Annotated in this window: 18 protein-coding genes; 9 read left to right on the forward strand and 9 right to left on the reverse strand. The window is 63.8% G+C overall.

Features of this window, described 5'->3' with window-relative positions; translation table 11 throughout:
• Positions 1 to 62: 62 nt before the first annotated feature.
• Together MET49242_RS21135 and MET49242_RS21140 are read right to left on the reverse strand one after the other, a co-directional pair.
• Complete coding sequence (locus MET49242_RS21135) at positions 63 to 1,235, reverse strand: glycosyltransferase (RefSeq protein ID WP_036289048.1); 1,173 nt, start codon at positions 1,233 to 1,235, stop codon at positions 63 to 65.
• A gap of 98 nt (positions 1,236 to 1,333) precedes the next feature.
• Entirely contained in the window at positions 1,334 to 1,552 is a 219-nt protein-coding gene (locus MET49242_RS21140; protein ID WP_036289051.1) for a ChaB family protein, read from the reverse strand.
• Between the two features lie 135 nt (positions 1,553 to 1,687).
• On the opposite strand from MET49242_RS21140, the gene MET49242_RS21145 reads away from it, so the two are divergent.
• The gene (locus tag MET49242_RS21145; RefSeq protein WP_144259739.1) at positions 1,688 to 2,185 is read left to right on the forward strand and encodes a hypothetical protein; all 498 of its coding nucleotides are present in this window, start codon (positions 1,688 to 1,690) and stop codon (positions 2,183 to 2,185) included.
• Here MET49242_RS21145 and pyrF read toward each other — a convergent pair.
• From pyrF to dnaK, 6 genes are all read right to left on the reverse strand, one after another.
• Positions 2,178 to 2,882: an orotidine-5'-phosphate decarboxylase gene (gene pyrF / locus MET49242_RS21150; RefSeq protein ID WP_036285875.1), complete on the reverse strand. Its 705-nt coding sequence runs from the start codon at positions 2,880 to 2,882 to the stop codon at positions 2,178 to 2,180. The two genes, MET49242_RS21145 and pyrF, sit on opposite strands and share 8 nt — an antisense overlap.
• A complete protein-coding gene (locus tag MET49242_RS21155; protein WP_036285877.1) occupies positions 2,879 to 3,496 on the reverse strand; it encodes a class I SAM-dependent methyltransferase in 618 nt (205 codons plus the stop codon). Before MET49242_RS21155 ends, pyrF begins: the two co-directional genes overlap by 4 nt.
• Positions 3,497 to 3,575: 79 nt before the next feature.
• Positions 3,576 to 4,694 (reverse strand): molecular chaperone DnaJ, encoded by a 1,119-nt coding sequence (gene dnaJ, locus MET49242_RS21160; protein WP_036285879.1) that lies wholly within the window; start codon positions 4,692 to 4,694, stop codon positions 3,576 to 3,578.
• Positions 4,695 to 4,712: 18 nt separating this feature from the next.
• On the reverse strand, positions 4,713 to 5,090 hold the full coding sequence (locus MET49242_RS21165) for a DUF86 domain-containing protein (RefSeq protein WP_036285881.1): 378 nt from the start codon (positions 5,088 to 5,090) through the stop codon (positions 4,713 to 4,715).
• Complete coding sequence (locus tag MET49242_RS21170) at positions 5,087 to 5,377, reverse strand: nucleotidyltransferase family protein (protein WP_036285883.1); 291 nt, start codon at positions 5,375 to 5,377, stop codon at positions 5,087 to 5,089. Before MET49242_RS21170 ends, MET49242_RS21165 begins: the two co-directional genes overlap by 4 nt.
• 121 nt (positions 5,378 to 5,498) lie before the next feature.
• Positions 5,499 to 7,394 carry a molecular chaperone DnaK gene (dnaK, locus tag MET49242_RS21175; RefSeq protein ID WP_036289055.1) on the reverse strand — a complete coding sequence of 632 codons (1,896 nt, stop codon included), beginning with the start codon at positions 7,392 to 7,394 and terminating at the stop codon, positions 5,499 to 5,501.
• A 353-nt stretch (positions 7,395 to 7,747) separates the two neighbouring features.
• Here dnaK and MET49242_RS21180 point away from each other — a divergent pair, with 353 nt between their 5' ends.
• From MET49242_RS21180 to MET49242_RS21215, 8 genes are all read left to right on the forward strand, one after another.
• A complete protein-coding gene (locus tag MET49242_RS21180) occupies positions 7,748 to 8,845 on the forward strand; it encodes an efflux RND transporter periplasmic adaptor subunit (protein ID WP_036285885.1) in 1,098 nt (365 codons plus the stop codon).
• 13 nt (positions 8,846 to 8,858) lie between these two features.
• A complete protein-coding gene (locus tag MET49242_RS21185) occupies positions 8,859 to 11,987 on the forward strand; it encodes an efflux RND transporter permease subunit (protein WP_036285887.1) in 3,129 nt (1,042 codons plus the stop codon).
• Positions 11,984 to 12,613, forward strand: a complete 630-nt coding sequence (locus tag MET49242_RS21190; RefSeq protein WP_036285889.1) for a TetR/AcrR family transcriptional regulator — start codon at positions 11,984 to 11,986, stop codon at positions 12,611 to 12,613. Before MET49242_RS21185 ends, MET49242_RS21190 begins: the two co-directional genes overlap by 4 nt.
• A 91-nt stretch (positions 12,614 to 12,704) precedes the next feature.
• Positions 12,705 to 13,529: a carbon-nitrogen hydrolase family protein gene (locus MET49242_RS21195; RefSeq protein ID WP_036285891.1), complete on the forward strand. Its 825-nt coding sequence runs from the start codon at positions 12,705 to 12,707 to the stop codon at positions 13,527 to 13,529.
• 258 nt (positions 13,530 to 13,787) lie between these two features.
• The gene (locus MET49242_RS21200) at positions 13,788 to 14,117 is read left to right on the forward strand and encodes an integration host factor subunit alpha (protein ID WP_036289057.1); all 330 of its coding nucleotides are present in this window, start codon (positions 13,788 to 13,790) and stop codon (positions 14,115 to 14,117) included.
• An 87-nt stretch (positions 14,118 to 14,204) separates the two neighbouring features.
• The gene (locus MET49242_RS21205) at positions 14,205 to 16,304 is read left to right on the forward strand and encodes an ABC transporter ATP-binding protein/permease (protein WP_084679255.1); all 2,100 of its coding nucleotides are present in this window, start codon (positions 14,205 to 14,207) and stop codon (positions 16,302 to 16,304) included.
• Positions 16,301 to 17,029 carry an RlmE family RNA methyltransferase gene (locus MET49242_RS21210; protein ID WP_036285893.1) on the forward strand — a complete coding sequence of 243 codons (729 nt, stop codon included), beginning with the start codon at positions 16,301 to 16,303 and terminating at the stop codon, positions 17,027 to 17,029. Before MET49242_RS21205 ends, MET49242_RS21210 begins: the two co-directional genes overlap by 4 nt.
• Before the next feature lie 111 nt (positions 17,030 to 17,140).
• Complete coding sequence (locus MET49242_RS21215) at positions 17,141 to 19,492, forward strand: hypothetical protein (protein WP_036285895.1); 2,352 nt, start codon at positions 17,141 to 17,143, stop codon at positions 19,490 to 19,492.
• 14 nt (positions 19,493 to 19,506) lie between these two features.
• Here the strand turns inward: MET49242_RS21215 and MET49242_RS21220 are convergent, their stop codons facing one another.
• A complete protein-coding gene (locus MET49242_RS21220) occupies positions 19,507 to 20,913 on the reverse strand; it encodes a DHA2 family efflux MFS transporter permease subunit (protein WP_036285897.1) in 1,407 nt (468 codons plus the stop codon).
• Positions 20,914 to 20,923 lie beyond the last annotated feature (10 nt).

Below are 20,923 nucleotides of genomic sequence, written 5' to 3' on the forward strand. Positions count from 1 at the left end.
TGGCGGAGACGCAAAAAGCGCTTTCCGTCTTTGCTTCAATGTCTGCGCCGGACCGGGCCCCGCTAGGGGGTGGGCTGCTCCTGGCGCGCCTGGTACCGGCCTTTCCATTCGCCGCCGCGGCCCCGGAGGTGCCGCCAGGCCGACAGGGCGGTAAACCACGTATAGCACGCCGCGACCGCAGGCAAAGCAAAGGCGTGCATTCGCGACAGGCCATAAAACCGCAGGGAGGGCATATAGGCCTGCGCCATGATGAGCCAGGCGACGAGCGTCATCTCCCGGGCCGGGGACTCGCCGAAGATCGTCAGCACCGGCGGGGCGAGATAGACGACGCTCATTCCCGCCATGGCGCCAAGGAGTTGAAACGGCGAATAGTCGAGCTGCGCATAGGCCGAGCGCGTCACCATCCGCTCGATATCGGCAAAGCTGGGATAGGCGCGCAGACTGAACACGTCGTCGGTGAGTCCGAGCCAGATCGGGCCCTGCGTCTTCATCAGCGCGCCGAGCGCGCAGTCGTCGATCAGCGCATCGCGGATGGCGGCGAGGCCGCCGGCGCGGGCGAGAGCCTCGGGCCGCACCAGCATGACGCCGCCGGCGGCGCCGGCGACCTTGCTTCTCGGGTCGTTCACCCGGGTGAAGGGATAGAGCTTCTGGAAGAAGAAGATGAAGGCGGGGACGAACCAGCGTTCGACGCGACTCTCGCAGCGGAGCTTGACCATGAGCGAGGAGAGCACGGTTCCCCGCGCCATGGCGCCGGCGACGAGACGGGCGAGCACAGGCGGCTCGAATGCGATGTCGGCGTCGCAGAACAATACGAAATCGGGCTGCTCGGGCAAAGCGAGGACGTGATCGAAACCGCGATGCATCGCGGCGAGCTTGCCGGTCCAGCCTCTGTCGGGGCCGCGCGACGACAGAACCGTCAGACGGTCGGCGCCGCCCTCGGCCGCCGCGCAGGCGCGCGCGACGTCGGCGGTGCCGTCGGCGCTCTCGTCGTCGACGAGGACGATGTCGAAACGGCCGGGAAAGTCCTGGCGCAGCAGCGAACGCAGGCTCGTCGCGATGACGTCGGCCTCGTCGCGCGCGGGGACGATGGCGACGACGCGGGTTCCAGGCGGAATCGTCGCATCCGCGGGGGCGAAGCGTCGGTCATGTTCCGTCAGCCGCCAGAAACCGCCGTGGAAGGCGATGAGGTAAAGTCCGGCGGCGAGCGCGGCGAGGGCGATCAGCGTTGAAATCATGGGCGTTCGGTCGGTCGAGCGGCGCACGAATCGCATTACGGCGACCGTCGGCTTTTACCATCCGGCGCGGTCGCTTGGCCAGAGCGCGACAGCCACGTTCACGCCGGCTCATCCCGACGACGCCAGCCGCCGGCAGTCTTCGCATAGCTCCGCTTCACCGCCGCCCAGGCGATGCGATGCGCTGCCTCCTCCCGCCTGGGATCGCCTTCATGCGCCGCATAGGCGTGGTTGAAGGCCTCGCGAAAAATGTCCTGCGCATGCTCGGGTAGAAGCCGCTGGAGATTCTCGGGGAGATCGGCGTTGCTGGCGTAGGGCATGGCTTTGCTCGTGGGTCGGCTCGTCGTTGTGGCGCCCGCCGGCGGCAAGTATGATGGGTCGTTGATCGTCATTTGCCCAGAACGATTTTTATCGGCGACGAAGGCCGGGCCAGCCGTGAAATGCGGAGGATCGCCATGATCTATTGGACAATTTTCTTCGGCGCCGCCGCCTCTCTCGTCAGTTTTCTCCCCGGCATGTTCGCCAAAGGCTCGACTGAGGTCGAGCTCCGGTTTCTCGAGCGCGGCAACGCATTTTCCGCCGAGACGCTCGCGTCATGGATCAGCGCCAATCCGGAGGCCGCAAGGGCTTACGCCTTCCCGATCCTGCTCGGATTCGATCTCCTCTTTCTGCTGTGTCTCGGTTGCTTTCTCTCGCTCGGGTCGCTGCTGGCCGCAGGGGCGGCGCAATGGCCGGGCGCGCTGCAGTGTGCGGTCGTTATTCTGCCCATCGTCTTCATGATGGCCGACGCGACGGAGGATTTGACGCTTGCGCGCTTTCTGCTGACGCCGGAGAAGATCGACGCCGCCGCCGTCGCCTTCGTTCAAAAGGTCACGCAGGTGAAGATATACGCCTGCGGGGCGGCGATGGCGCAGACGGCGGCGCTGTCGTTCTATGCGGCGCTTTTCAAATGACGCGGGATTGCGCGCCCGCAATCTCCGCCACGATCGCCTGCGCGGCCGCGCGCGGGTCGGCGGCGCGGGTGATCGGGCGGCCGACGACGAGATGGTTCGCCGACGCGGCGATCGCCTGCGCCGGGGTGAGGATGCGCTTCTGGTCGCCGGCGTCGGCGCCCGCCGGGCGCACGCCGGGTGTGACGAGCAGCATCTGCGGCCCGACGATGGGGCGGATCGACGAAAGCTCCAGCGGCGAAAGAATGAGGCCGTCGATTCCCGCAGCCTTCGCCTGCGCCGCCCGGCGCGCCACGAGCTCCGCGACGCCAAGGGCGTAACCCGCCTCCTTCAGATCGGCGTCGTCATAGGAAGTCATCACGGTCACGGCGAGGAGCCTGAGGTCGCCGGCGCCGGCGCGGGCCGCAGCCATGGTCTGCGGATAGGCGTGGATCGTGAGGAAATCCATCCCCATGCGGGCGATCTGCCGCGTCGCGCGCTCCACCGTCGCGCCGATGTCGTGGAGTTTCAGGTCGATGAAGACGCGCTTGCCCGCGTCCTTCAGCTCACGCGCGAGGTCGAGCCCGCCGCCATAGGCCAGCTCCATGCCGATCTTGTAGAAGGAGACCGCATCGCCGAGTTGCGCGATGAGCGCGCGCGCCGCCTCGACGCTTTCGACGTCGAGGGCGACGATGAGGCGGTCGCGTGCGTCCGCCGTCACGGCCGGCCGCCGTGGCCGGCCTTGCGGTAACGCCAGACACGCGCCGGCGGGACGTTGAGCAGGATCGGCGCCGAGCCCTTGCCGACATAGGAGCCCTTGACGCTGTGGGCGTGGAGCGGCATCGGCGATTTGGTCAGGCCGTAGGTGAACTGGATGAAGAGGCCGTCGTCGCCCATCAGCTCGAAGGCCTGGTGCAGCAGCTCGACGCGGTCGCGCTCCGGCCGCACGAGCAGCGGGAGGCTGGAGACGACGGTCGCAACCCGGCCGTCGATCTTGCCGTCGAGCGTGGCTTTCAGGCCATAGGCGTCGCCCTGGATGATCTTCACGCCGGGGTAACGCTCCTCCAGCATGTGGCAGAAACGCCCTTCATATTCGACGAGCACCAGCCGCTCCGGCTCGATGCCGCGCGCGAGGAGCGCTTTGGTCACGGGGCCGGTGCCGGGTCCGAGCTCCACGATCGGCCCCTCGCGGTCGAGATCGACAAAGCTCGCCATGGTCCTGGCCAAGGCGGGTCCCGAGGGCGAAACAGCCCCGATCAGGCGCGGATTCTCGATCCACTGCTTGATGAAGCGGGCATTGTCGGCGAGCGAGCTTTTCTGCTGTTTGTTCGGCACGGCGAAGAGAGCCCTTTTTCTGCGAGGTTACTGTCGCGGCGCCGGCGGCCCGCCCGGCGCCGTATAAGCGGAAAGCCGGTCAGCCGCCAAACAAATCTTTCATGCGCGCGAAGAAGCCATGCTCCTCGGGGTGAGTCTCCTGCGAGGACTCCTTCTCGAATTCCTGCAGAAGCTCCTTCTGGCGTTTGGTGAGCTTTTGCGGCGTTTCGACGTTGATCTGCACGTGCAGGTCGCCATGGTCGCGTCCGCGCAGGACGGGCATGCCCTTACCCTTGGCCTTGATCTGCCTGCCGGACTGCGTGCCCTCGGGCACCTTGAGTTTCACCTCGGACCCGTCCAGCGCATGGACGGCGATTTCGCCGCCCAGCGCCGCGCGCACCATGGAGATCGGCACGCGGCAATAGAGGTCGGCCCCGTCGCGCTGAAAGAAGGGGTGGGGTTTCACCGAGAGGAAAATGTAAAGGTCGCCGGGCGGCCCGCCGCGCAGGCCGGCCTCGCCCTCGCCGGCGAGACGGATGCGCGTGCCGTCCTCGACGCCGGGCGGCACATTGACGGAAAGCGACCGCTCCACAGTCTTGCGGCCCGTGCCGGCGCAACCCGGGCAGGGGTTGTCGATGGTCTCGCCGCGGCCATGGCAGGACGGGCAGGTGCGCTCGATGGAGAAGAAGCCCTGCTGCGCGCGCACGCGGCCATGGCCGGCGCAGGTCATGCAGGTCTTGGGCTTGGAGCCCTTTTTGGCGCCCGTGCCGGTGCAGGCGTCGCAGGTGACGGAGGTCGGGATCTTGAGCGAGGCGGCCTTGCCCTGATAGGCCTCGTCCAGAGTGATTTCCATGTTGTAGCGCAGGTCCGAGCCGCGCTCGCGCCCGCCGGAGCGGCCGCGCCGACCCATCACGTCGCCGAACAGATCCTCGAAAATATCAGCCATGGATGCGCCGAAGCCCTCGGCCCCAAATCCGCCCATGCCGCCGCCCTGTTCGAAGGCCGCATGGCCGAAGCGGTCATAGGCGGCGCGCTTCTGCGGATCGCAGAGGCATTGATAGGCCTCGTTCAGTTCCTTGAACCGCGCCTCCGCCTCCTGATCGCCGGGGTGACGGTCGGGATGGCACTGCATCGCCGCCTTGCGGAAGGCGATCTTCATCTCGACTTCGGTGGCTGTCTTCGAGACGCCGAGGATCTCGTAATAGTCGCGCTTTGACATCAGGAAGGAAGTCGCTCGTCAGGAATGTTGTTGGTCGTCCGCGCCCACCGTGGCGGCCCGGACAGAAGGAAGCCGGGAAACGAGTTCGGGAACGCAGGCGCGCGTTGTTTCCCAGACAACTCGCATGTTCGGATCGAAATAGCCATGTGCGATCCTGTTCCGCATTCCCGTCATCTGTCTCCAGGGAAGATCAGGATGGGCCTCCGCGAATGTCGGGTCGTCCTTCAGGAGCCTCGCAACGGCCTCGCCAATTATGATCAGGTTCATGGCGTCCGCTTGCTGCGTTCTCGTGTCCGTCAGAAAATCGCGTTCGTCCATGCCCTCGACATAGGACGCCGCCAGGCGGGCGGCTTCCAGCATCCGGTCGATGTGCAGAAGATTCCTGTCGCGTCTCATATCGGGACCGCCTCGGAGACCACCTTGGCGCGGATCTGGCGCGGTATTTCTTCCGGGGTGAGAAGGTCCACCCGAACTCCGAGGATGTCCTGCAGGTCCATCTGCAGGCCGCCGAGATCGAGCAGTGTCGCTCCCGGCAGCGCGTCGACAAGGATGTCGATGTCGCTTCCTTCACGATCTTCGCCCCTCGAGACCGACCCAAAGACACGCGGGTTGGCCGCCCGGCAACGGCTCACGGCCGCGCGTATGGCTTCCCGGTTTCTTTCAAGGGCCGCGGAGGGTTTCATCTGAGGGCCTTTCCGTGACTTGAAACAAAGCCGTCGAAAACGCAAGGAAACCCGGCGCTCTCACGCCGGGTTCCCGTTTCGCTAGCGCATCGGGACAGTCAAATCCATCCCCGAGCGCCGCTTACTTCTTGTCGTCGCCGACGTCCTTGAACTCCGCGTCGATCACGTCGTCCTTGGGGGCCTCGGTTGCGCCGGCGCCGGAGGCGTCGGCCTGCTGGGCCTTGTACATCGCCTCGCCGAGCTTCATCGAGGCCTGGGCCAGTTCGTTGGTCTTGGCCTTGATGGTCTCGACGTCGCCGCCTTCGACCGCCGTCTTCAGCGACGCGATGGCCGCTTCGATCGCGCTCTTGTCGGCGGCGGAGACCTTGTCGCCGAATTCGGCGACCGACTTCTCGGCCGAGTGAATCGACGCTTCCGCGTGGTTCTTGGCGTCGACCAGCTCGCGACGGACCTTGTCCTCGGCGGCGTGCGCCTCCGCGTCCTTGACCATCTTGTCGATGTCGGCGTCCGACAGACCGCCCGAGGCCTGGATGCGGATCTGCTGCTCCTTGTTGGTGGCCTTGTCCTTCGCCGTGACGTTCACGATGCCGTTGGCGTCGATGTCGAAGGTCACTTCCACCTGCGGCATGCCGCGCGGCGCCGGCGGGATGCCGACGAGGTCGAACTGTCCGAGCAGCTTGTTGTCGGCCGCCATCTCGCGCTCGCCCTGGAAGACCCGGATGGTGACGGCGGTCTGGTTGTCTTCGGCCGTCGAGAACACCTGGCTCTTCTTGGTCGGGATCGTCGTGTTGCGGTCGATGAGGCGCGTAAACACGCCGCCGAGCGTCTCGATGCCCAGCGACAGCGGGGTCACGTCGAGCAGCAGCACATCCTTCACGTCGCCCTGCAGAACGCCCGCCTGGACCGCCGCGCCGATGGCGACGACTTCATCCGGGTTGACGCCCTTGTGCGGCTCCTTGCCGAAAAACTGCTTCACGACCTCCTGCACCTTCGGCATGCGGGTCATGCCGCCGACGAGAACCACCTCGCCGATCTCGGCCGCGGAAAGGCCCGCGTCCTTGAGCGCCTTGCGGCAGGGCTCGACCGTGCGCTGGATCAGATCGTCGACCAGCGCCTCGAACTTGGCGCGCGTCAGCTTCAGGGTCAGATGCTTCGGACCCGTGGCGTCGGCGGTGATATAGGGCAGGTTGATCTCCGTCTGCGTCGCGGACGAGAGTTCGATCTTGGCCTTTTCCGCCGCTTCCTTCAGGCGCTGCAGGGCGAGCTTGTCCTTGGTCAGGTCGATGCCCTGCTCCTTCTTGAACTCGGCCGCCAGATATTCGACGATCCGGTTGTCGAAGTCCTCGCCGCCGAGGAAGGTGTCGCCGTTGGTCGACTTCACCTCGAAGACGCCGTCGCCGATTTCGAGAATCGACACGTCGAAGGTGCCGCCGCCGAGGTCATAGACCGCGATGGTGCCGGACTGCTTCTTGTCCAGGCCGTAGGCGAGGGCGGCCGCCGTCGGCTCGTTGATGATGCGCAGAACCTCGAGGCCCGCGATCTTGCCGGCGTCCTTGGTCGCCTGACGCTGGGCGTCGTTGAAATATGCGGGAACCGTGATGACGGCCTGCGTAACGGTCGAACCGAGATAAGCCTCCGCCGTCTCCTTCATCTTCTGGAGGATGAAGGCCGAAATCTGCGAGGGCGAATACTGCTTGCCCGCCGCCTCGACCCAGGCGTCGCCATTGTTGGCCTTGACGATTTTATAGGGGACGAGACCGATGTCCTTCTTGGTCATCGGATCTTCGAAGGTGCGGCCGATCAGGCGCTTGATGGCGAAGAAGGTCTTGTCGGGGTTCGTCACCGCCTGACGTTTCGCCGGCTGACCGACGAGACGCTCTCCGTCGTCCGTGAAGGCGACGATCGAGGGCGTCGTGCGGGCGCCTTCCGCGTTTTCAATTACTTTCGGGTTCGACCCGTCCATGACGGCCACGCAGGAATTGGTCGTGCCAAGGTCGATGCCGATAATTTTGGCCATATTGTCTTCCTTTCGCTCGCGAATTTTGGACCCCGAAGCGGTCCCTTGAAACGCCGAAGACAGCGGCTCGCCATGAGCCCGCCGCGCGATCCTCGACGCTTTGCTGTTCCCAAGATTGTGTGCGCCCCAGCCAGCCGCAAGGGCAAGCCGCATATAGAAGACAGATTCCTTCACGACAAGCGCCCGGGGTCGACGAAGCCGACCGAAAGGCCCGGCGGGGCGGAATGATTCCTCCGGGGGCTTGACCCTGCGTGACGAGTGATAAATATTGAATTTCGTCAGACGATATACGTCATTACAACGGCGCTGTCACGCTCCAGCCGTGAAGATGGCGCTACTCAGGCGGCGGCAATATGGCACTCAGCTTTTCTCGATCCCTGACTGTGGTTGCGTGCGTCACCGCCGCGCTGCTGCTCGCCGGCTGCGACAGGCGTCCGGCGCAATCGGCCGAGGCGCCGCCGGAGCGGCCTGTGCTCGTCGCGCCGGCGCGCTTCGCTGCGCAGTCCCAAGTGCGCGACTTCGTTGCGACGATCCGGCCGCGGGTCGAATCGGACCTCGGCTTTCGTGTCACCGGCAAGGTGGTGAAACGCCTCGTTCAGGTCGGCCAGCGGGTGAAGGCGGGCGATCCGCTCGCGCTGCTCGACGAGAAGGATCTCCGGCTGCAGAAAGAACAGTCCGAAGCTGAATTTTCATCGGCGAAAATGGCGCTGACGCAGGCGGAGGGCGACGAAAAGCGCACGCTCGCCCTGCGAAAGAACGGCTGGACGGCGCAAGCCGCTGTCGACCGCGTTCGCGCGGCGGCCGAGGAAGCGCGCGGCCGCTTCCAGCGCGCGCAGCGCGCCGTCGAACTCTCGCGCAATTCGCTGGACTACGCGACGCTGCGCGCCGACGGCGACGGCGTCGTGACGCAGACCCTCATCGAGCCGGGCCAAGTCGTGTCCGCGGGCCAGACCGCGATTCGCGTCGCCCGCGCCGGCGAACTGGAGGCGGCCGTTTCGCTGCCGGAGGATTTCACGTCCTTTGCAGACAAGGGCGCGGCGACGCTGACGCTCTGGTCCAACAAGGGCAAGACCTACAAGGCGAGGCTGCGTGAGTTGAGCCCCTCCGCGGATGCGGCCACGCGCACCTTCGCCGCGCGCTACTCGATCCTCGATCCCGATCCGGCGATCTCCATTGGAATGAGCGCGACGCTCGCCATCGCCGCGCCGGGCGCGGAGCCGATGCTGAGCGTGCCGCTCGCGGCGCTCTTCAATCAGGGCGACGGTCCGGCCCTGTGGCGGGTCGACGCCGACGACCGCCTGCAACTCGTCCCCGTGAAGCTCGTGCGCTACGAGGCCGATGCGGCTCTCGTCACCGGCCCCGTCAACGAGGGCGACCAGATCGTCATTCTCGGCGTCCACAAGCTCGAGGCCGGCCGCAAGGTCCGCGTCATGGCTGCGAAAGCGCACTAGGGAGGCCTTGCGGATGGGCGGCTTCAACCTGTCGAAATGGGCCGTAGCGCGGCCGACGCTCATGCTCTTCCTGATGCTGGCGATCAGCGCGGCGGGGGCGGTTTCCTATTGGCGCCTCGGGCGTGCGGAAGACCCGTCCTTCACCATCAAGGTCGCCAATATTACCGCGACCTGGCCCGGCGCGACGGCGGAGGAGGTGCGCGACCAGGTCGCGGACCTGATGGAAAAGAAAATCCAGAGCCTCCCCTATCTCGACAAGATCGAGACCTATACGAAGCCCGGCTTTCTGGCGATGCAGGTGACGTTGAAGGATTTCACGCCGCCCAGGGAAGTACCCCAGCTCTTTTATCAGCTGCGCAAGAAGCTTAGTGACATCCAGCCTTATCTGCCGGCGGGCGTGCATGGCCCGGCGGTCAATGACGAATATGGCGACGTCGACACCGTCATGTATGCGGTGAGCGGCGACGGCGCGGACTATCACCAGCTCGATCAGGTCGTCGAAGTTCTTCGCCAGCGGCTGCTCGAGGTGCCGGACGCCGTGAAGGTCGATATCGTCGGCGAGCAGATGCGCCGAATCTACGTCGAGTTCAGCGAGGCGAAGATCGCCAATCTCGGCGTCGAGCCGCAGGCGATCTTCGATTCCCTTTCCAAGCAGAACGCGATCAACGACGCCGGCGTTTTCGAAACCTCCGCCAATCGCGTGCGCGTGCTGGTGACGGAGGAGCTCAAAGGCGCGAATGCGATCGCCGCAATTCCGATCCCCGCGAACGGCAAGGTGATCCGGCTCGGCGACATTGCCCGGGTTTACGCCGGTTTCGAGGATCCGCCGACGATGCTCGCCCGATACAAGGGGCGGCCCGCGATGGTGGTTGGCGCCGTCATGGCCAAGGGCGGCAATGTCCTGAACTTCGGAAAAAACGTCGACGCGGCGGTCGAGGAAATCCGCGCCAAGGTTCCGATCGGCATCGATATTGAACAGATCGCCGATCAGCCGAAGGTCGTCGACGAGGCGATCAGCGAATTCACGCGCTCCTTCATCGAGGCGCTGGTCATCGTGCTCGGCGTCAGTTTCGTGTCGCTGGGTTTTCGCACCGGAATCGTCGTCGCCCTTTCCGTGCCCGTGGTGCTCGCCATCGTCTTCATCGCAATGAACATGATGGGCATCGATCTGCAGCGCATTTCGCTCGGCGCGCTGATCATTGCGCTCGGCCTTCTCGTCGACGACGCCATCATCGCCGTCGAAATGATGATGGTGAAGATGGAGCAGGGGTTCAACCGCATAAAGGCGGCGACCTTCGCCTGGGAGTCGACGGCATTTCCGATGCTCACCGGCACGCTCATCACGGCGGCCGGCTTTCTGCCGGTGGGCTTCGCGAACTCGGCGGTGGGCGAATATACGGGCTCTATGTTCTGGGTGCTGCTGATCGCGCTCATCGCCTCCTGGTTCGTCGCGGTGACATTCACGCCCTATCTCGGCGTGAAGCTTTTGCCCGATTTCGGCAAGCTGCATCCGCACCACGACCCCGACGAGATATATCAGACGCCCTTCTATCGGCGGCTGCGCGCGGTTATCACATGGGCCGTCGACAACCGCCTGCAGGTCATCGGCGGAACGATCGGCGTTTTTGCGCTCGCGATCGTCGGCTTCTTCTTCGTGCAGAAGCAGTTCTTCCCTTACGCCGAACGCCTCGAACTCTTCTTCCAGCTGCGCCTGCCCGAAGGCTCGTCGATCGGCGCCTCGCTCGAGGCGGCGAAACAGGCCGAGGCGCTCATCAAGGACGACCCGGACGCCGCGCTTTATACGACCTATGTGGGTCAGGGGCCGCCGCGCTTCTGGCTCGGCCTCAATCCGCAATTGCCGAACGAGGCCTATTCGGAAATCGTCATCGTCGCGAAGGACATTGAAGCGCGCGAGAGGCTGAAGAAAAAACTCGAAACGGCCATTGCAAATGGCGCCGTGCCGCAGGCGCGCGCCCGCGTCGACCGTTTCACCTACGGCCCGCCGGTCGGATTCGCCGTGCAGTTTCGCGTCGTCGGCGACGATCCGCAGAAAGTGCGCGCCATCGCCTATCAGGTGCGCGACGTGATGCGTGAGGACGAAGGCGTCGACGATCCGCATCTTTCCTGGAACGAGCAGACGCCGAGCGTGCGGCTCGTGATCGATCAGGATCGCGCGCGACTCCTCGGCGTGACTCCGCAGGATGTGTCGAACCGGCTGCGCATGGCGATTTCGGGCGTGACCGTCACGACGTTGCGCGACGGCATCGACCAGATCGACGTGGTCGCCCGTTCGGTTCCGGAGGAGCGCGGCGACCTCGGCCGGCTCGGCGACATCGTCGTCTATTCGCGCGACGGCAAGCCTGTCACCGTCTCGCAGGTCGCGAAGATCTCCTATGAGCACGAGGAGCCGATCATCTGGCGACGCAATCGCAACATGATGATCACCGTGCGCGCCGGCGTGAAGGACGGCGTGCAGGCGCCGGACGTCTCGAATCGCATCTGGCCGAAGCTCGCCGAAATTCGCGACCATCTTCCGCAAGGCTACCGGATCGAGATGGGCGGCGGCGTCGAGGAGTCTGCGAAGGGCAACACTTCTATCTTCGCCGTCTTCCCGCTCGTCGGCCTGGCCATGCTGACGATCGTGATGTTCCAGTTGCAGAACTTCACGCGTGTTGCGCTCGTCATGATGAGCGCGCCGCTCGGAATCATCGGCGCGTCGCTCGCGCTCAATGTCGCGCATGCGCCCTTCGGTTTCGTCGCGCTGCTCGGGCTGTTCGCGCTTTCCGGCATGGACATGCGCAATTCGATCATTCTCGTCGATCAGGTCCGTCAGGATCTCGAGCGCGGCGACAGTTACCGCGAAGCGATCATCGGCGCGACGGTGCGGCGCGCGCGTCCTGTCGCGCTAACCGCGCTCGCAGCGATTCTCGCCATGATTCCGCTGTCGCGTTCCGCCTTCTGGGGGCCGATGGCGCTGACGATCATGGGCGGACTCTTCGTCGCGACTTTCCTCACCGTGCTTTTTCTGCCCGCGCTTTACGCGACATGGTTCCGGCGGCATCTTAATGAGGGCATCGCCGTTTCGCCGTCGCGCACTGTCGCGCTCTCGGCGTCGAGGCTTGCGGGGGAGGCGGCGGAATGACATTGGTTGCAGATGCGTCGAACGCCCGCGAAGCCGAGCAGCGCGCAAGGATTATCGCCACGGCCGAGCGCCTTTTTCGCGAGATCGGCTTCCAGAAAACGACGGTCGCCGACATTGCGCGCGATTTGCGCATGTCGCCGGCGAACGTCTATCGCTTCTTCAGCGCCAAGTCCGAGATCAACGCCGCCGTCGCGAGCCATCTGATGGGCGAGGTGGAGGCGGCGGCGGAGCGGATCGCGAAGGGACCGGGTTCGGCCGCCGAGCGGCTGCGCGCGCTCATCGTCGCCAATGAGTCGATGAACGCCGAGCGCTATGTCGCCGACCGCAAGATTCACGACATGGTCGAGGCGGCGCTCATCGAAAACTGGCCGATCATCTCGGACCATATCGAGCGGATCGATTCGATCATCGAATCCGTGGTCGCCTCCGGCATGGCGAGCGGGGAGTTCGCGGCCGGCGACGCGCATCTCGCAGCGCGCCTCGTGCATGTAGCCTGCATCCGCTTCTGCCACCCGCGCCTGATGGTGGAATGCGCCGACCGCCCCGAGCCGACGAGCGCGCAGATGATCGATTTCTGCATTGCAGCATTGCGCGCGGGATGGGCCGCTCCCTCCCCCGGCAAATAGCCGCCCGGAGGATTGGGCTATACGCCGACCGCCTCGCTTGTGTAGTATGACAGGCCGATGAACGGCGGAAGGTAAGGAAGCAGAGCGGTCAATGAAGGTCACACTGGTTCAGATGAATTCGATCGGCGACAAGGCCGTCAATCTCGCCAACGCCAGCAAGCTCATCGAGCAGGCCGTCGCGCAGGAGAAGCCGGACTGGATCTGTCTGCCGGAGGTCTTCGACTTCATCGGCGGCTCGCGGGCCGAGAAAATGGCGGCGGCCGAGGAGTTGCCGGGCGGGCCGGCCTACGAGATGTGCAGCAAGCTTGCGCGCGAGCACAAGGTGTTCATCCACGCAGGCTCCATCCTCGAGAAGATCCCGGGCGAGGAGCGCCTGCACAACACCAGCGTCGCCTTCAACCGGGAGGGCAAGGAGGTCGCGCGCTACCGCAAGATCCATATGTTCGACATCACTGCGCCCGATGGCGCGAAGTATCACGAGAGCGCCGCCTTCAAGGCTGGCGACGAGGTCGTGACCTATGACGTCGAGGGGGTCACGGTCGGCTGCGCCATCTGCTACGATCTGCGCTTCTCCTATCTTTTCCAGGCGCTCGCGGATAAGGGCGCGGACATTGTCGCGCTGCCGGCGGCCTTCACGCTCGTCACCGGCAAGGATCACTGGGAAGTTCTGTGCCGCGCCCGCGCCATCGAGATGCAGGCCTATCTCTGCGCGCCCGCGCAGACCGGCGCTCACAGGGCGGGGCACGAAACACGGTTCACCTACGGCAATTCCCTGATCGCCGACCCTTGGGGCCATGTCGTCGCTAAGGCGTCGGAGGGGCCGGGCCTCGTCTCCTCATATGTTGACATAGAACGTATCAGGAAAGTCCGCGCGATGATCCCTGTCGCGCAACACAAGGTAAAACTTGCGGTTTGAGCCGCCGCCCGGCCGCGCCGCCGCGACATCGCTTCGCGGCGGGGCCGGGTGTTTTCCGCGGCGAATTATAAGCCCGCGCTCGCCGCGAGCGGACCGGCTTGGCCTTGCATCTCTATGAATTATGGATACTATGTGGTGCCCAAGCATTTGCTTGTGCAGTTTTTTCACGTTGTCGTCATCGTTCGGGAGCTTGGGGGCGCGAGTGCACGAGCCATTCAGTCGACCGGCGACGAGTCCAGCATGTTGCGTCCGTCAGGCATGGTAAGAAAGAACGCTCCCGGAAGCACGTTGACACGCGCCGCGTTGCGGGAAGCCGTCTATGGCTGCTGCCCCTCGCTGTCCCGCGCCGAGGCGCGCAAGATCCTCGACGCGACTTTCGAGGAAATCAGCGACGCCCTCTTGCGCGGCGAATCCGTAAAATTGCGATCCTTCGGCACTTTCAACGTCCGGTCCAAGCGCGAGCGCGTTGGCCGCAACCCCAAGACAGGCGTGGAGGCGACCATCACGCCCCGTCGCGTATTGACCTTCAAGGCGTCGCCAGTACTCGTCGCGCATGTCAACGGCGACCCCATTCCCGAGGAAGATTGAGTCCTCTTACGCCGTCACGCGCGGTCCTGGCCGTCGCGGCTCCCGTGTCGCGCGCGATGACGGTGTCCGTCCCTCAAAGGAATTCAAATGCATAGATTGAGCGTGGCTGTCGCCGCCTTCGCCGCCCTTGCTGCGATGGTCGGCGCGCACAAGGCCGACTCCGACCTCTTCGTGCTCGCCGTAGCCGCGGCGCTCTGCGCCTATACGACCTGGCGCGGCGTCGGCATGTCGAGCTTCATGAAAATCTTCGCCGGCATCTTCTCCACCGAGACCGTGGTCTTCGGACTCGTGCGGCTGCTGCAGGGGGAAGGTCTGTGGCCCGCCGCGCTCGCGAGTTACGCGCCCCCGGAAAGCATGGCGCTTACCGTCGCCATCTTCTCGGTTGTCGTCTACGCCGTCTCGAACATCCCAGTCGTGCGCGAGATGACGCGCATCGCCGACCTCTATTTCGACTCGCACAATCGCGGCGAAGGCCGCATCTGGCCGTTCCCCCGCTTCGCGGCGCGGGAAAGCTCCATCGCCATTGCGATGATCGTGTTTCTCGTCCTGATCAACCAGGCCCAGGTCGGCATTTCCGTGCGCCTGTCCTTCTTCAACCGGGACTGGTTCAACGCGATCCAGGAGAAAAACGGGCCCGAATTCTGGCGTCAGCTGCTTTACGTCTTCACGCCCTGGGCCTTCACCTATGTCGCGAGCGCCGTCATCGAATTCGTCGTGCAGTCGCTGCTCGTCATCCGCTGGCGCCGCTGGCTGACGGAGCATTATGTCGAGCGCTGGCTGGGAAGGCATACGCATTACGGCATGGCGCTTGCGGGCGGCGAGGCCGACAACCCCGACCAGCGCATCGCCGAGGACGTCAACCGTTTCATCAGCGGCGGCGAGGAGGGATACGGCATCTACTCCTATTCGATCCTGCTGATCTCAACCATCAGCTCGCTCGTGTCCTTCTCCTATGTGCTGTGGGATCTCTCGGGCAACTATCCTTTGCCGGGAACGGATATCCATGTTCCGGGATTTCTGTTCTGGGTCGTCTTTCTTTATGCGGCGCTCGGCACGCTCATCACGCATCTCATCGGCCGTTCGCTGACAGTTCTTTACTTCGACCGTCAGCGTCGCGAAGCTGATTTCCGCTTCTCGCTCGCCCGCCTGCGCGAGTATAGCGAGCAGATCGCCCTGCTTTCGGGCGAGACTGCAGAGCGCGGCACGCTCCTGCAGCGCTTCGGCGGCATCGTGTTCAACTATCTGGCGATCGTGCGCAAGCGCAAGGAGCTGATGGCCTTCACCGCCGCCTATGGCCAGCTTTCGCCGATCATCCCTTATGTCATCACCGCGCCCTTCTATTTCGCGGGCCGCATCCAGCTCGGCGTCATGACGCAGACGGCGAGCACATTCGGCCATGTGCAGGGCGCGCTGACCTTCTTCATCAGCTATTACACCTCGCTGGCGAATTTCAAATCCGTGCTCGACCGTCTGTCTTCGTTCGACAGCGCGATCGACGCCGCGCAGGCGCAGGCCAACCGGACGAAGGTTCTTTCGCGCGGCGCCGCGCCGCAGCTCGAACTGAAGGATCTGACGCTGTCGCTTCCGGACGGGCGCAGGATCGTCCGCGCCGAGGAGCTGGCCTTCGCGCGCGGGCAATCCGTGCTGCTCACGGGCCCGTCAGGCTCCGGCAAGTCGACGCTGTTTCGCTCTATCGCCGGCATATGGCCGCATGCCGCGGGCCATATCATCCTGCCTCAGGGCGCGAGCGTGATGCTTGCGCCGCAGCGTCCCTACATTCCGATGGGCGCGCTCGCGCAGGCGATCGTCTATCCGGGGGAAAAGGCGGAATATTCGCGAGCCGACATCGAGGAAGCGTTGCGCGCGGCGCGTCTTGCGCCCTTCATCGACCGGCTCGACGAGGACAACAATTGGGGTCAGCGCCTGTCGGGCGGCGAGCAGCAGCGCGTCGCCATCGCGCGCGCGCTTCTCGCGAAGCCGGACTGGCTGTTCCTCGACGAAGCGACATCCGCGCTGGATGAAAAGCTCGAGGGCGATATTTACCGGATGCTTCGCGAGCGCGTGCCGAACACGACGATCATCTCGATCGGCCATCGTTCGACGCTGCTCGATTACCACGAGAGGCATATCGCCATGGAGCCCGGCGCCGACGGCGTGTTCGCGCCAAGCGACAAGGTTCTCGCGTGAGCGGCGGCGACAAGATCTCCGGGCGAGAGGGCGGCCGCTCGCTCAAGACGCGCGTGAAGACTGCGCGCAAGCGTTCACTGTCCTCGACGCTGTGGCTCGAGCGGCAGCTCAACGATCCATATGTCGCGCGCGCGAAGCGCGAGGGTTACCGCTCGCGCGCGGCGTACAAGCTGATCGAGATGGACGACCGCTATCACCTGTTCAAACCGGGCGGCCGCATCGTTGATCTCGGCGCCGCTCCGGGCGGCTGGTCGCAGGTCGCCGCCGACCGTGTGAAGGCGAAGGACGGCAGGGGAAAAGTCGTCGGGGTCGATCTTCTCGACATGGAGCCGATCACGGGCGTCACATTCGCTGTGAAGGATTTCAACGACGACGATGCGCCCGATTTCGTCAAGGCGATGCTGGGCGGCGAGGCGGACGGCGTGATGTCGGACATGGCGGCCAACGCCACGGGACACAAGCAGACCGACCATCTGCGCATCGTCGCGCTGGCGGAGCTTGCCGCCGAGTTCGCCATGGACGTGCTCGCGGCCGGCGGCTTCTTCGTCGCCAAGGTCTTGCAGGGCGGAACGGAAGGTCAGCTGCTGACGCGGCTGAAACGCGATTTCGCAACCGTGCGTCATGTGAAGCCGGCGGCAAGCCGAGCGGACTCGGCCGAGCTTTACGTGCTGGCGACGGGATTTCGCGGGCGGCGGGACGTGAGCGAACGATCCGGACGGGAATAAATCGAGCCGTCAGGAATCTTGACGCGCTATCGCCACGCGATATTTCCATAACTGGATGCAGCTATTTTCTTATGAGAGACGCCGTTCGCCGCTCGGCGAGGGAGGCGTTCGATGCCGAATTTTGCAAGTTATATTTTTTGTTTTCGTCGATCGCGTCGGCCCGTTCTGATCACGGCGCTGTTTTTGCTCGCATGCGACATGCTGACTCCCGTGAAATCAGCGGTCGTCAGCCCGCGTGACAGCGGCTCTGCTTCCGTACAGGAGCAGCCTGTCCCGGTAAAAACCAAATATTGTTCCGACCGCGGCAAAGGCTTGGTCCAGGTAGATTTCACCGAAAGCTACGGAGAAGTGTGCGAGGCGCCGGGCGAGACCATGCTGGCGCGCGTCGCCGTCTGTATGGCGCGCGGAATGGAGGCGGTGCTCGTTCCGGATCTCAATGGCGTCGTCTGCGCCGCCGCGTCGCGGGGCGGCTTCTTTCTCGAATCGACAGTTGCAGGGAAACCGCGTTACGAAGCGCCAAAATATGTGAAGGCCGCACAGATTTGCGCCGATGCCCAAACATCCGACAGGCGGGTTCTGCCCAGGGGGTTCGTCAAGGATCTGGTCCGCGAGACGAAAGACAAGGTCGATCCCAAAGGAATAAGGCTGATCGGCGCGATTTTTTGTGAAGGCCTAGATTTGTCTGGCCTGGATATTCCATACACGCTCGCCTTGGACCGTTCGACTTTCAGATGCGGCAAATCCACCGAGTGCAGGCGCTCGCCCGTCGAGGTCAGAAATTTTCGTACGAAAGGCGACTTTTCTCTCGATACCGTTCTCTCCTATGAAAGAATTCTGATTACCAGAGCCGAAATTTCGGGTTCATTGTGGATGGAATTTGCCTATGCGCAGAAACTTGTCATTTCAGATACGACGGTAAAGGGCTCGCTCAGACTGAAAGGCTCTCTCTATCGTGAAGAACTGAACATCGAGAACGTGGCCATATCAGGCGACGTCGATTTGTCTGCAAGCTTCTTTTCCAACGTGTCGCTGCTGAAGAACCAAATTGATGGCGCGCTGGACCTGACCCAAAGCCAGGCGCGCTGCAGCTTCGATATTCGAAAGAACGAAATTGCCGATATTGTCGGAGTGGAATTTGGTTTCGGCAGCGTAAAATCCCCTTCTTCATTTCAAAAAAAGGACGATGCGGTTTACGGCTTCAAGGACCATGAAACAGAGCCCATCGGCGCCGCCGGCGACGAGAACGCTTTTGAAAGATACGCCAATTCCGGAGAGGTCATCAGCAAGAATGAAATGCGCCACACGCCCTGCAAGGCGTATCGGGCTATCGTTCCCGGCGTCCTCGTTTTCATAAATAATCATGTGAAATATTCGATGTGTCTGAGGGATTTCAGATGGCTCTCCGACTATGCCGGTCGTCCGCGAGACAGCATCATTTATCTGAACGAGGATGTCGTCGACGGAGCCGCCTGGCTGGATCTCGACAAGACGCTGGAGGCTTCGACAGGCGCGGGCGTTGCCGACGAGGGCAAGCCAATATTGAGCATCTTCAATTTTCGGACCGGAACGCTGGTTCTGGATTTTGGAGTCGCAACCAGGAATGTCGTGGTCAAGGTCAATGGTCTGCACTTTCAGCGCGTTTACAGCGCGAAAGATCGTTGCGAGACGGCCTTGTCGCCGCGCTCGAGCGCTCGTCAATCCCTGACGACGCCGACTGCCGGCGGCAAACCGCTTTTCCCGCCCGATCTGCATCTTCCCGACGCCGAAGATGTGACAGCCTGGGTGACAAAGAACGAGTTCATCGGCACCCAGCCGTTTCAGGAATTCGTGGCCGTTTTTGAAAAAGCCGGCGATCTCAACGGCGCCCGCGACCTCAAGATCAAAGGTGAGACCGCAGCGGTGAAAGCCAATCTTTGCATGAGCTGGGGCGTTCATTGTGATGGGGTTGGACGACAAGTCGGCGATGCGACGCAAAACGCCGAAACCAACATCCTGCGTCGTATCGAAGGGAGGTTTGTCTCGATCGTGCAATACGCCCTCTGGTGGCTGGCGGATCACGGCTATAGACCAGAGAGGGTCATCTGGTTCGTTGCGCTCGCGCTCCTCCTCTTCTGGCTTTTCATTCAGACCGTGCTTGGAATTGTGGGCTACAGCGTCGATGGCGAAACGGACCCTGCCGCGCCACGCCGGATCAAGGCGATCAGCTTCATCTTTCTTTTCGACAAGCTCGTGCCCGCATACAGGATCAGGGAGGAGCACTCGAAGCCGCTAATATTTTATGTTCTTCCCACCAGCGAGTACGAAAAGACATATCCCTTCCGCAGATTTTTGAGGGAATGGAGCGTCACGGAAGCCAGCGAGAAACAGCGGCGCCAGATCGAACTTTCTTTTGACTGGCTCAGATTCCTCGGCCTTATCTTCGCGATCTTCCTCGTTGCTGCGATAAGCAGGCTGGTGCGGTGAGGGTTCACAGACGTTCATGATCGCGGGGGCGCGAGAGGCCGAGTGCGCCCCACCAGCTCGTCGCCTGCATCGGGCGCGAGGCGCCAGAAAAGGGCCGCCGATAGCGCGGAAATTGTCGCGACTACGTAAAACGCCGGCGCGAAATCTTCCGCGCGCAATGCGCCGCCGCCATCCAGCGCGCGAGACGCTTCAAGGGCGGCGGCGCCGATCGCGACGCCGGTGGAGAGCGACAATTGCTGGCCGACCGCGGTGAAGCTCGTCGCATTGCTCATCGATTCCTGGCTGATGTCCGCATAGCCGATGGCGTTGAGCGCAGTGAATTGCAGCGAACGATAGAAGCCGCCGACGAGCAGCACGGACATGATGAGCCAATGCGGCGTCGCCGCCGTGAAACAGGCGTTGACGACGAGAAAGGTCGACGAGATCACCGCATTGACGATCAATACGCGGCGAAACCCGAAACGCTTCAGTATCGGCTGCGCCGTCGTCTTCATCGCCATGGCGCCCGCCGCCGCAACAAAGGTCAGCAGGCCGGACTGATAGGCGGAGAGATTGAAGCCGGCCTGCAGCATCAGCGGCAGCAGGAAGGGCAGGGCGCCGAGTCCGATGCGAAACAGAAACCCGCCATAGATCGCCGCCGCAAATGTGGGGATGCGAAGGAGCCGCAAATCGATGATCGGATGCTCGGCGCGCCGGGCATGCCGGACATAGGCGAGCAGGGCGGTTGCGCCGATGGCGATGACCAGCGCCGCGACGGGCGCCGGCGCGAAGCCGCGTCCCGCGATGGTGAATCCGAACACGAGACACGACAGGCCGACGCCCGACAGCACCGCGCCTTCCAGATCGAGCGGGCGCACGTTCTCCTCAAAAAGATCGGGTATGAAACGCGTCACGAGCGCCACGCCGAGAAGGCCGATCGGCACATTGATCCAGAAGATGTAGCGCCAGTGCAGATAGGTCGCGATGAAGCCGCCGAACGGCGGGCCGATCAGCGGCCCGATGAGCGCGGGGATGGTGAGCCAGGCCATGGCGCGCACGAGCTCATGACGCGGCGCCGTTCGCAGCAGCACGAGTCGTCCCACCGGCACCATCATCGCGCCGCCAAGCCCCTGCACGACGCGCGCAGCGACAATCGTCGCGAGCGAACCGGAGAAGCCGCAAAGGATCGAACCCAGTGTGAAGACGACGATCGCCGCGCGAAAAATGCGGCGTGCGCCGAACTTGTCCGCGGCCCAGCCCGAGAGGGGGATGAAGACCGCGAGCGAGAGCAGATAGGAGGTCAGCGCGAGTTTAAGCGCAACCGGGTCTTCATGGAGGTCCGCCGCCATCGCGGGCAACGCCGTCGCCAGCACGGAGCCGTCGAGCTGCTCCATGAACAGCGCGGTGGCGACGATGAGCGGCGTGACGAGGAAGGAAGACAAGGGCGCTGTT

The sequence above is a fragment of the Methylocystis sp. ATCC 49242 genome (assembly GCF_000188155.2).
GTDB lineage: Bacteria > Pseudomonadota > Alphaproteobacteria > Rhizobiales > Beijerinckiaceae > Methylocystis.